Origin of the sequence: Williamwhitmania taraxaci, assembly GCF_900096565.1 — a bacterium.
Classification (GTDB): domain Bacteria; phylum Bacteroidota; class Bacteroidia; order Bacteroidales; family Williamwhitmaniaceae; genus Williamwhitmania; species Williamwhitmania taraxaci.
The window spans coordinates 15,078-27,115 of sequence record NZ_FMYP01000059.1 but is presented as its reverse complement, the minus strand read 5'-3'; the positions used below and the strand labels follow the sequence as shown (position 1 = coordinate 27,115).

Genomic DNA, 12,038 nt, shown 5'->3' with positions numbered 1-12,038 from the left:
TGTTGATACTGGATGATTTTGGGTTAACAGCCTTTGACGATCCTGCAAGAAATGCCCTAATGGATATCGTTGAACAGAAATATGACAAGACTTCTATTATCATTGCCGCACAGATACCAGTAAAAAACTGGCATGAAACAATTGGCGAAGGAACCATTGCCGATGCAATTCTAGACCGCATGGTTCACTCTTCACATCGCATTGAATTAACAGTAGAGTCAATGAGAAAAAACAAGATGAAAAAAACTCAAATTAATTCATAAATTTGGTCACGAAATCATCCTTTTTTTGTGGCACAATATCACCGAAACAAGTGGCACAATATCACCGAAATATCAAACACCTGTCTTATGATCTATAATGTCAACTAATTGGCCATCTTTTTCTGCTTTGCTAACTTTTACATTTGCATTAATGAGTTCCAGATTAACATCTCGCTTACCAATATTCCTAATAGTCACATTGATATCTAGATATTTTTCTTTTCCATTATCAAAAGAAATAAGATCAATTCGATCAATTTTTAAATCAATCCCAACCTCCTCGTGACGTTTAGTAAATATGAACAAAGTCCATCCTGCTCCAGCAAGGATAGATATAGCAACTACAATATTATAGAAAATCGTAGAGGCTTCCAAACAAGAACATATTATCATATTTTCAGATTTTGAATTAGGTTAATCTATCCCGATGGTTTATTCCAAAATGACGCACAACTCGTTTATTACCCAAGTTTTATTTGGTTTAGCGTACCATTTTGATGTGCTAAACCAAACTTTTGGTGAGGGTTTATTTCTTTACTAAAGTATAAATAATGTGGTAATGTGGTGCAGGGTGGTTGAATAATATTTGGATATATGCAAAAAAATATGCTGCGAGGCGAGTTGCAGGGGTATGCATTGTGCTCAAATGAGGGTGCAGTGATGGCAGCGCGGGAAGTGATGGAGCGCTGTGGAATGGGCATGCGCGCTGCCAGCTGGATTGCTACGGTAACCCCGGGGAACCAGCCTGAGAGCTGGTTTACCCGGGGCTATTAATATTTTAGGCCTACGGCCTAATTGCGTCTACCAAAGTTGTAAGGTTAATTGCGGCCTTGAGGTTTACTTTGGAACTCCGCATGAAAAGTTAACGGTTCATGCACAAAATATTTGTGAGAAAACACCTCTCTTTTAAAGGAAGGTGAAGAGGATGTTTGCAGCAGAGGCAAGTAATGAGCCCTTCGGGGTTATTCGCTGGGCACTTCGTGCTGCTTAAAGGCCTATTTGTTATAAGCGGTTTTAGTTAATGCTCTATTCTGTCTGGAAATTATTATTCGAAGATTATTCAGTTTTGAATAACGGTATTATAAACTTAATATCTGTTCCTTTTCCTTCTTGACTATCTACCCAAATTTTACCGCCGTGTTTTTCGACAAATTCTTTGCAAAGAATTAATCCTAACCCTGAACCATTTTCTCCGGCTGTTCCTTTAGTTGTTAAACTTGTATCGTTTCTAAAAAGTTTATTTCGAGATTCTTCATTCATTCCAATACCAGTATCAGAAACTGTAATTACAATGTTATTTTGATCTTGCAGAGTATAAATATCTATCTTCCCATTTGAATTAGTGAACTTAAGAGCATTGGAAATTAAATTTCGTAAAACTGTATGTAACATATTTTTGTCTGCGTAGACCTGAACTTCTTTGGCTTGTGGATAACTTAAAGATATTTTCTTAATCTTAGCAGTTGAATCCGACAATTCTATAATATCTTGAATAATAGATGATAAGTTTACATATTCGGGATTAAAAGTAATTTGTCCGGTTTGTGATTTTGCCCAATCTAAGAGGTTTCCAAGTAAGGTTAAGGTATTTTTAACTGCTATATTGATTTGCTCAACAAAATGCTTGGTTTTTACTATATTATTCGAGTCAATATTTTCATGTAAAAGTTCAGCATATCCCAAAATACCAGAAAATGGACTTCTTAAATCGTGCGCAATTATTGAAAACAACTTATCCTTGGTCGCATTTAATTCGGTGAGCTTTAATTCATTATTTATATTATCGGTCACATCATAGCACGAACCAATATAACCTAAGAAAGTATTGTCTAAATCATAAAATGGCCTCCCATAATCTCTTATCCAACGGTATTCTCCGAATTTGTTTTTCATACGATAATGCATTAAAAATGCTTCTCGTTTATCAAACGCTGCAACATAAGTCTGTACGCATAAATTGAAATCATCGGGGTGTACACCTTCTGCCCATCCGTTCCCAAATTCTTGTTCCATTGTTCTTCCAGTAAACTCGAGCCATGTTTTATTAAAATAATCACATAACTTATCTAATCGAGAACGCCATATTAATGCGGGGAACTCTTCAAAAATTTTCAGATACAGTTCCTTGGCTTGATTTACTTCAATTTGATTCTGCTTAAGAATTGAATTTTCATTTTCCAATTCTTTTATTTTCTCTTTGAGTTTGTGAATATCAGTTTCTGTATTCATAGTCACTTAATTTAAAATTGCCTATAACTCGTTTACAAACCCACCTTTAGCTGCATTTTATTTCTTCACTAAGGTATAAAGAATGTGGGCATGTAGTGCGGGGTGGTTGAATAATATTTGGTTAGATGCAAAAAAATGCGCTGTGGGAAGGGTTGCAGGGGGTATGCCTTGTGCTCAAATGAGGGTGCAGTGATGGCAGCGCGGGAAGTGATGGAGCGCTGGTGAATGGGCATGCGCGCTGCCAGCTGGGTTGCTACGGTAACCCCGGGGAACCAGCCTGAGAGCTGGTTTACCCGGGGCTATTAATATTTTAGGCCTAATTGCGTCAAACAAAGTTGTAAGGTTAATTGCGGCCTTGAGGTTTACTTGAGAACTCAGCATGAAATCTGTTTTACGCACTCCTTTAACTCTGTATAACTCCCTCCTATTCTCTGACTCCTTTTAATTCTTTGACTTCTAAAATTTAACCACAAAGACCTCAAAGGCAACAAATTATATGTGACCCCTCTAAATCTCCCCTAAGAGGGGCGACTTGCGTTATAATTCCCGCATGATGTTAGCAGGTTCCTTCCCCTCTTAGGGGAAGGTCAGGTTAGGGTCATATTGTTGACATATAGTTTCCATTGTTTTTGTTTTTTTAAATTCGAATCAGACACTTCTCTAACTTCTCTAACTTCTTTTCCTTCGTTTAACTCCTTTTACTTCTTTTACTTCCTCTAACTTCGTTTAACTTCTCTGACTCCTTTTAATTCTTTGACTCCTAAAATTTAACCACAAAAACCTCAAAGGCAATAAACAAAGGATCACAAAGAAAAAGTTGTTCGACGCACTTCTCTAACTTCTTTTACTCCTTTAACTTCTCTGACTCCTTTTAATTCTTTGACTTCTCTGACTTCTTTTAATTCTTTTAATTCTTTGACTTCAGAATAATTTCAAATTTTCTTGTCGTTTCAAAATAATATCTATATTTGCCCCTGCGCAACACTAACCGTTCTGTTAGAAAGGTTCGAATTATAAAGAAGAGTGGAGAGATCAGGCTCTATGAAACTCTAGCAACCCCTCAGGTGAGAAAGGTGCTAATACCTGCCCGAAAAAGGGAATAATAACTCAAGACCAGAAAAAATGAGTTTACAGGTTCAACTTTTAATCAGTGCAAGCAACGACAAAAGTCGTGGCTGCTTTGCTATTTCTACTCCGTCGCAACTCCAACCCAAGAGTATGCGAATGCGCCGCTCTCTCCGAATGCGGTAACTTTCATTTCTTTCGAGTCTGAAACATTCCGCTGCGTCCACTTAGGACTGCATTGGCCTTGCTATGCGCTTACCGCCATAGCCCAACATTTCGAATAACTTATCGGAGATTCCACCATGCAAACCATCTTTGTAAGCCTACCCTCGGTAGTGCTACCGCGCCGTAAAGGATTTATGCCCATGCAGGGCAAAAGATACGATTACCCAAACAACAGAAACGAGCACAACTCTTTCTATTTTCTTTTAAACACTAAAAAATAAAAATCATGTCGACACCATATAAGTTCGAAACACAGCAAGTGCACGGAGGTCAAGTGCCCGATCCAACAACCGGAGCCATTGCTGCTCCTATATACCAAACGGCGGCCTACGCCTTTCAGGATACCGCGCATGCAAAGGGGCTATTTGCACTGGAAAAGGAGGGTTTTATATACTCCCGTATTGGCAACCCCACGGTAGATATCCTCGAGAAACGGCTGGCGCTGCTTGAAGGTGGCGTGGCAGCGTTAGCCGTGGCCTCGGGACAATCGGCCCAGCTATTGGCGCTCACTACCCTTGCCACCCTTGGCGATAACATTGTGGCTTCCCCCCATCTTTATGGTGGAACCTATACCCTACTCAAGGACTCGCTGGCAAGATTTGGTATTGAAGCGCGATTTGCAAAAAGCGATAAGGTAACCGATTTGGAACCGCTGATAAATGAAAACACCAAGGCTATTTACGTTGAAACCATTGGCAATCCGGGTTTCTCTATTCCCGACTTCGAGCGGATTGCATCCCTATGCAAAAAGAGTGGTCTTCCGCTCATTGTCGATAACACTTTTGGGGCGGGCGGGTATCTATGCAAGCCCATTGAGCACGGGGCAACTATTGTGGTAGAGTCGGCCACCAAGTGGATTGGCGGTCACGCCAACAGCATAGGCGGAATCATTGTCGATTCAGGTAATTTCGATTGGGCTAGCGGTAAATTCCCTTTAGTTTCGAATCCAAGCCCGGCTTACCACGATCTATGCTTCACCGAAAAGTTTGGGAACCTCGCTTTCATTGTGAAAGCAAGGGTGGAAGGATTACGCGATTTGGGTCCTTGCCTAAGCCCCTTCAACGCCTTTCTGCTGCTGCAAGGCGTTGAAACCCTCTCGCTACGCGTGGAGCGAATCACGCAAAATGCGCTCGCGCTGGCACGGTGGCTCAGCAATCACCCCAAGGTGGAATCGGTATTTTATCCGGGATTAGAGAACCATGCCTACCATGAGCAGGCAAAAAAATATCTGTCGAATGGTTTTGGCGGAGTGCTCTCCTTTGTTCCCAAAGGTGGAGCAGCAAAGGCCTCGCATGTTGTAGATAACCTCCAACTTGTTTCGCACCTTGCCAATGTGGGCGATGTTCGAACGCTAATAATTCAGCCGTCTATCACTACTCACCAGCAGCTTAGCGAGGCAGAGCAATCCGCTGCGGGTGTAAGTAACGCCCTACTCCGTGTTTCGCTAGGAATAGAGCATATCGACGATATAATCGCGGATTTCAGTCAAGCGTTAGAGCTAATATAACGGAGCACTTTTGGTTGCCGGAATGTAGGTTTCGGGCCGCCCTCAGCAATGGTTGTTGCGCAACAAGTAACCTTTGGGGCGGTTACGAACCTACTCCGGTTCCAAAATTAATCTGCCAATATTGGAGCAAACGTCGATTACAGAGTCAGCTTCTGCTATAATTGTTAGCACAAAACAGAAAGCATATTCCTATGAGCCAACATAAGTTTTCGCTACAAAATGTAACGCTTGAATGCGGAATTACAATACCGGAGGTGGTAATTACCTACGATGTAATTGGAGACATTCAAAAAAATGCCGACAAGGTGGTGTGGATCTGCCATGCACTTACCGCCAACTCGAACCCAGAAGAGTGGTGGCCGGAGGTGGTGGGAACAGGAAAACTGTTCGACCCGGAGGTTACCCCCATTGTGTGTGCCAATATACTGGGCTCATGCTACGGCTCCACTGGGCCAATGAGCATCAACCCTATTAATGGGAAACCTTACCGTCTATCCTTTCCACTGATTACCGTTCGCGACATGGTTTTTGTCCACGAGCAGCTACGCAAGCACTTAGGAATAGAGCGGATTTACATTAATGTTGGTGGTTCAATAGGTGGTTTTCAAACGCTAGAGTGGGAATGCTCCTACCCCGGCACTGCCGAACATATTGTTCTGATTGCCTGCAGCGCAAAAGCCTCGCCGTGGGTTGTTGCCTTTAACCAATCGCAACGCCTGGCCCTTCAAGCCGATCCGACGTTTGTGAGCGAAGATATTGATGGTGGTAAGGATGGACTAAAGGCTGCCCGCAGCATTGCATTGCTTAGCTACCGAGGAAGCATAGCCTACAACTTAAGCCAGAATGACGATAGGAACGATATGGTAACCGGTCATAGAGCCGCTACTTACCAGAACTATCAAGGTGAGAAGCTAGTGAATCGGTTTGATGCCTACACCTACCTTACGCTTACAAAGGCCATCGACTCACACAATGTGGGACGTGGCAGAGGCAGTGTGGCCGAAGCGTTGGCAACAATTACCGCAAAAACCCTAGTGGTGGGTATTGATAACGATATCCTCTTCCCTACCAACGATCAAAAGGAGATTGCAGAGCATATTCCCAACGCTCAATATGCCGAGATTCACTCGAACTTTGGACACGATGGATTTCTGCTGGAGTGGCAGCAGCTGGAAAGGGTTATTGGGGAATTTGTAGGGAGAAGGAGTTAGAAGAAGATAGAAGAAGTTAGAGTAGTTAGAAGAAGTTAGAAGAAGTTAAACGAAGTTAGAGAAGTAAAAGAAGTAAAAGAAGTAAAAGAAGTTAGAAGAAGTTAGAAGAAGTAAAAGAAGTTAGAAGAAGTTAAGAGAAGTGTCTGATTCGAATTTAAAAAAACAAAAACAATGGAAACTATATGTCAACAATATGACCCTAACCTGACCTTCCCCTAAGAGGGGAAGGAACCTGCTAACATCATGCGGGAATTAGAACGCAAGTCGCCCCTCTTAGGGGAGATTTAGAGGGGTCACATATAATTTGTTGCCTTTGATTACTTTGTGGTTAAATGGAGAAGTTAGAGGAAGTAAAAGAAGTTAAACGAAGTTAGAAGAAGTTAGATGGAGTTAGAAGAAGTTAAACGAAGTTAGAGAAGTAAAAGAAGTTAAACGGAAGTTAGAGAAGTAAAAGAAGTTAGAGGAAGTTAAGAGAAGTGTCTGATTCGAATTTAAAAAAACAAAAACAATGGAAACTTTATCGCAACCAAGCATCACTAAAAATAGAAAACAGGAGAATGGAACCAGGCAAATAATTGGCTTGTTTGGATTTGGAACGGTTGGAAAAGGGCTTTACCATGTGTTGGGCAGTTCGCCCACTACTAAAGCCACCATCAAAACCATTTGCATAAAAAATCCCGATAAAGAGCGGGATATAAACACCAATTTACTCACCACCAACGCCGAGGATATCCTCAACGATCCGGAAATAAACCTAGTGGTAGAGTTGATCGATAGTGCTACCGACGCTTACCATATAGTGAAGGCAGCCCTCCTAAAAGGAAAGAGCGTGGTGTCGGGGAATAAAACCATGCTTGCGCACCACCTGGAGGAACTCATTCAAATTCAGCAAACCACTGGTGCGGCCCTTCTCTATGATGCCTCTGCATGTGGAAGCATTCCGGTAATTCGTAACCTTGAAGAATACTACGATAACGACCTTCTTCTTTCGATTCAAGGAATCCTGAACGGCTCCACCAACTACATTCTATCGAGGATATTCCAGCACGGCGACAGCTACGACGTGGCACTAAAGCAAGCACAAGACCTTGGCTTTGCCGAAAGCAATCCAACGTTTGATGTGGATGGCTTCGACGCGCTGTATAAGCTTATAATTCTTGCTGTGCATGGCTTTGGAACCTATGTTCACCCAAAGGAGGCCTTTCACTGTGGAATTTCCAAACTCAACGACCACGACATCCAGTATGCTCGTGAAAAAGGAAAGAAAATTAAGTTGGTAGCCAACCTCTCAAAGCTGGATAACGGCCGTTTCACCCTTTACGTAATGCCTCGTTTAGTAAATCCCGACGAATACATCTACAATGTGGAAGAGGAATACAACGGCGTGGTGATTGAAGGAGCTTTCTACGAAAAACAGTTTATGTTTGGCAAGGGAGCCGGCGGTTTCCCAACAGGCTCGGCGGTGCTGTCGGACATTACGGCGCGCTACCACGACTACCGCTACGAGTATAAAAAGCAACGCTACTTTGAGCCACTAACCTACACCAACAAGGTTATTGTGGAGGTATACTTCCGCTACACCTCACCAGCCGACCTTAGCCATTTTGAGTTCGAACAAATCAGTGAGAAATTCTCTGGAAAAGAGAGTAGCTGGCTCATTGGTACCATAAAACTCTCCGCTCTTCAAAAAATTCAAGATTTGCTACCGAAACTTGACGTATTTCTTGCCTTAACAGGTAGAAGTGAGTAGATTAAACCTTAAATTAGAAGCGATAAAACACGATTGATGTTAATCGGAACTGTTTTTTATCACAAATGAGCAGAAAAGATTAAAGCACTACCGGTACAAATCGCTGCAAAAAAAGGAAACAATGTATAGAAATACCTTCATTTACAAAATACTACAGGAGAGAATTCTTGTACTTGATGGAGCAACAGGAACTATGCTCCAACGGCACAACCTTAAAGAGGCAGATTTTAGAGGAGAGAAATTTACTACCCATCCCAAATCGCTAAAGGGAAACAACGACCTGCTGGTGCTTACCCAGCCCGAAATTGTTGCAGGTGTTCACCGTGCCTACTTCGATGCAGGGGCCGATATTGTAGAAACGAACTCCTTTAACGCCAACAGGATTTCTCAAGCCGATTATGGGTTGGAAGATTGGGTCTACAAAATAAACCTAGAAGCGGCCAAAATTGCCAAACAAGTTGCCCTTGAATATACAGAGAAAGACCCATCAAAGCCCCGCTTTGTGGCTGGCTCTATGGGTCCAACCAATAAAACCGCAAGCCTCTCGCCCGATGTGAATAATCCGGCGTTTAGAGGTGTTACATTTGACGAATTGGTTATCGCCTATACCGAGCAGGCCGAAGGGCTTATCGATGGTGGTGCCGATATTCTTTTGGTGGAGACGATTTTCGATACCCTCAACGCGAAGGCGGCACTCTTCGCCATTGAGTCCGTTTACGAAAAAAGAAATACCTACCTTCCAATAATGGTCTCGGGAACCATTACCGATGCCAGCGGACGCACACTTTCGGGCCAAACGCTTCAGGCATTCATTACCTCGGTATCGCACGGCCCCATCCTCAGTATTGGGTTGAATTGTGCACTTGGTGCACATCAGCTCATGCCCTACCTCACTGAACTTTCCCAGAACACCAACTTTTTTGTGAGCGCTCACCCCAATGCGGGACTACCCAATCAACTGGGCGATTATGAGGAAACAGCGCAGCAAATGGCTGATATAATTGAGGAGTATATGAAGCGCGGCCTCATTAATATTATTGGTGGCTGCTGCGGATCTACCCCTACCCACATTGCTTTGATTGCCGAACTGGCCAAAAAATATCCCCCGCGCAAACGCGCCGATGTACCAAAACAAACCCGGCTTAGTGGGCTTGAATCGTTGGAGCTAAGGCCCCACATCAACTTTCTCAATATAGGAGAACGCACCAATGTGGCAGGCTCGAAGAAATTTGCCCGTCTCATTGCCGATGGAAAATATGAGGAAGCCCTATCCATTGCACTGGAGCAGGTGGAAGGAGGAGCGCAGGTGATAGACGTTTGCATGGACGACGCCCTTATTGATGGAGAAAAGGCCATGACCACCTTCCTCAACTACATTGCCGCGGAACCGGATATTTCAAAGGTTCCTATTATGATAGACAGCTCTAAGTTTAGCATAATTGAGGCTGGGCTCAAATGCGTTCAGGGTAAATCTATTGTGAACTCCATAAGTTTAAAGGAGGGCGAAGAACAGTTTATCGCCCACGCAAAAACCATTAGGAAATACGGAGCGGCTATGGTGGTAATGCTCTTCGATGAGCATGGCCAGGCAGCCACTACCGAGCACCGTATTCAAGTTGCACGACGCAGCTACGACCTACTTACGCAAAAGGCAGGCATTCCTCCAGAGGATATTATTATCGACCCCAATATTCTTGCTATTGGAACAGGAATTCCGGAACATTCCAACTATGCTGTGAACTTCCTAGAAACCTGCCGATGGATTAAAGAAAACCTACCCTACGTAAAGATTAGCGGCGGGGTTAGCAACCTTTCCTTTAGCTTTAGAGGCAATAACACCATTAGGGAAGCAATCCATTCGGTATTCCTTTACCATGCAAGTCTTGCCGGAATGGATATGGGTATCGTAAATCCGTCCATGTTGGTTGTTTATAGCGAAATACCTGCCAATCTGCTAAAGTTAACCGAAGATCTCGTGCTTAACCGACGGAAAGATGTCACCGAAAGATTATTGGTATTTGCCCAAAACGTTCAAGATGAAAAGCACGGAACCGTTAGAGACGACAAATGGCGAAAGGAGAGCGTGGAAAAAAGGCTGGCTCACTCTCTGGTAAAGGGAATAACCGAATTCATTGAAACAGACACTGAGGAGGCACGCATTAAACTGGTGAGTGCTCTGGATGTAATTGAAGGTCCGCTCATGGATGGTATGCGTGAGGTAGGCGACCTTTTCGGCTCGGGAAAGATGTTTCTCCCTCAGGTTATAAAAAGTGCCCGCGTTATGAAGATGGCAGTAGCAATACTCCAACCGCACATTGAACTCGAACGGGCCCAAGGAAAGAAGGGACGTACAGCAGGCAAAATTATTCTTGCCACAGTGAAAGGCGATGTGCACGACATTGGGAAGAATATTGTTGGAGTAGTCCTCTCCTGCAATGGCTACGAAGTAGTCGACCTAGGAGTAATGGTGCCAACAGAGAAAATCATAGAAGAAGCCATAAGGCATAATGCCGACATTGTTGGTTTAAGCGGCCTAATTACCCCATCCCTCGACGAAATGGTTCAGGTTGCAAAGGAAATGGAACGTCAAAAACTGACCATTCCTCTGCTTATTGGAGGGGCAACGACCTCCAAACTTCATACGGCCTTAAAGATTGACAACGAGTATAGTGGCGGAGTAATCCAGGTGAAAGACGCCTCCCTTGCAACCTCTGTTGCAGGAAGCCTTTTAAACCCAAAGACAAAGCCTGCTTTTATGGAAAAAGTAAAGGCCGACTACGAGAAAGCGCTTAAGAACTATAAAGCCGAGAAAATCGAGATGATCTCGCTAGCCGACGCAAGAAAGAATGCCCTTATAACGGACTGGAAAACATACAACCCGCCAAAACCTGCTCGCATTGGGGTTGGTACATACAAGGACTACCCGATTGATGAAATTAGAGCATTCATTGATTGGACCTTCTTCTTCTTTGCTTGGGATATTGCCGGCAGATGCCCAGCAATATTAACCGATCCAGTAAAAGGCATCGAGGCACAAAAACTATTCGATGATGCAAACCAACTCCTCGACGAGATCGTTGCAAATAAAACACTTACCGCCAACGGAGTTGAAGGACTATTTGATGCTAACTCAAAAGGCGACAGCATTCTAATCTACGAAGATGATAATCGAGATAGAGTGATACAATTATTCCCCCAACTTCGAAATCAGGAAAAGAAGAGTGCCGGAGAACCAAACCTCTGCCTCGCCGATTATATTGCTCCGGCAGATAGTTTAAAGAATGACTACTTTGGTGCTTTCGCGGTTACCGTTCATGGTGCCGATCTTCTGGCAAGTCATTACCACGAAAAGAAGGACGAGTACAATGCCATCATGGTGAAAATACTAGCCGATAGATTGGCCGAAGCGTTTGCCGAACTCCTGCACCTAAAGACAAGAAAAGAGATTTGGGGCTATAGTCCAAACCAAAATCTGAGCATGGACGATATCATTAAAGGCCACTACCGAGGAATACGTCCCGCACCAGGCTACCCGGCTTGCCCCGATCATCGTGGAAAAAAACAAATTTTCGATTTGCTTTCGGTTGAAGAACATGCAGGTATTTCGCTTACCGAGAACTTGGCAATGAGCCCGGGGGCTTCGGTGGCAGGTTATTACTTCTCGCACCTCGAAAGCAAATACTTTAATGTAGGCAAGATTGCACCCGATCAACTTACCGACTATGCCGATCGCATGAACCTCAAGGAGAACGAAGTGATTAAGTTTATACCCACATACATTCTGTAGC

8 protein-coding genes and 1 riboswitch are annotated in these 12,038 nt (G+C 43.5%); of the genes, 6 read left to right on the top strand and 2 right to left on the bottom strand.

Annotation, left to right across the window (positions count from 1 at the left end):
• A partial coding sequence (locus BLS65_RS13580) for an ATP-binding protein (RefSeq protein ID WP_170830128.1) occupies nt 1–263 on the top strand: 263 nt, incomplete at its 5' end.
• 72 nt (nt 264–335) lie between these two features.
• Here the strand turns inward: BLS65_RS13580 and BLS65_RS13575 are convergent.
• Nucleotides 336–656 carry a hypothetical protein gene (locus BLS65_RS13575; RefSeq protein WP_092439918.1) on the bottom strand — a complete coding sequence of 107 codons (321 nt, stop codon included), beginning with the start codon at nt 654–656 and terminating at the stop codon, nt 336–338.
• A 213-nt stretch (nt 657–869) separates the two neighbouring features.
• Between BLS65_RS13575 and BLS65_RS18360 the strand changes: the two genes are divergently transcribed.
• Complete coding sequence (locus tag BLS65_RS18360) at nt 870–1,037, top strand: hypothetical protein (RefSeq protein WP_170830127.1); 168 nt, start codon at nt 870–872, stop codon at nt 1,035–1,037.
• Nucleotides 1,038–1,319: 282 nt separating this feature from the next.
• Here BLS65_RS18360 and BLS65_RS13565 read toward each other — a convergent pair whose 3' ends face one another.
• Entirely contained in the window at nt 1,320–2,492 is a 1,173-nt protein-coding gene (locus BLS65_RS13565) for a PAS domain-containing sensor histidine kinase (protein ID WP_092439914.1), read from the bottom strand.
• A 1,008-nt stretch (nt 2,493–3,500) separates the two neighbouring features.
• A riboswitch (SAM riboswitch) is annotated at nt 3,501–3,601 on the top strand.
• Between the two features lie 407 nt (nt 3,602–4,008).
• Between BLS65_RS13565 and BLS65_RS13560 the strand changes: the two genes are divergently transcribed.
• The 4 genes from BLS65_RS13560 to metH all read left to right on the top strand — a co-directional run bounded on the left by BLS65_RS13560 (nt 4,009) and on the right by metH (nt 12,037).
• Complete coding sequence (locus BLS65_RS13560; RefSeq protein ID WP_092439912.1) at nt 4,009–5,289, top strand: O-acetylhomoserine aminocarboxypropyltransferase/cysteine synthase family protein; 1,281 nt, start codon at nt 4,009–4,011, stop codon at nt 5,287–5,289.
• Between the two features lie 191 nt (nt 5,290–5,480).
• Nucleotides 5,481–6,500 (top strand): homoserine O-acetyltransferase family protein, encoded by a 1,020-nt coding sequence (locus BLS65_RS13555; RefSeq protein WP_092439910.1) that lies wholly within the window; start codon nt 5,481–5,483, stop codon nt 6,498–6,500.
• Between the two features lie 508 nt (nt 6,501–7,008).
• Nucleotides 7,009–8,250 (top strand): homoserine dehydrogenase, encoded by a 1,242-nt coding sequence (locus BLS65_RS13550; RefSeq protein WP_092439908.1) that lies wholly within the window; start codon nt 7,009–7,011, stop codon nt 8,248–8,250.
• A gap of 121 nt (nt 8,251–8,371) precedes the next feature.
• On the top strand, nt 8,372–12,037 hold the full coding sequence (metH, locus tag BLS65_RS13545) for a methionine synthase (RefSeq protein ID WP_092439906.1): 3,666 nt from the start codon (nt 8,372–8,374) through the stop codon (nt 12,035–12,037).
• The last annotated feature ends 1 nt before the right edge of the window (nt 12,038 follow it).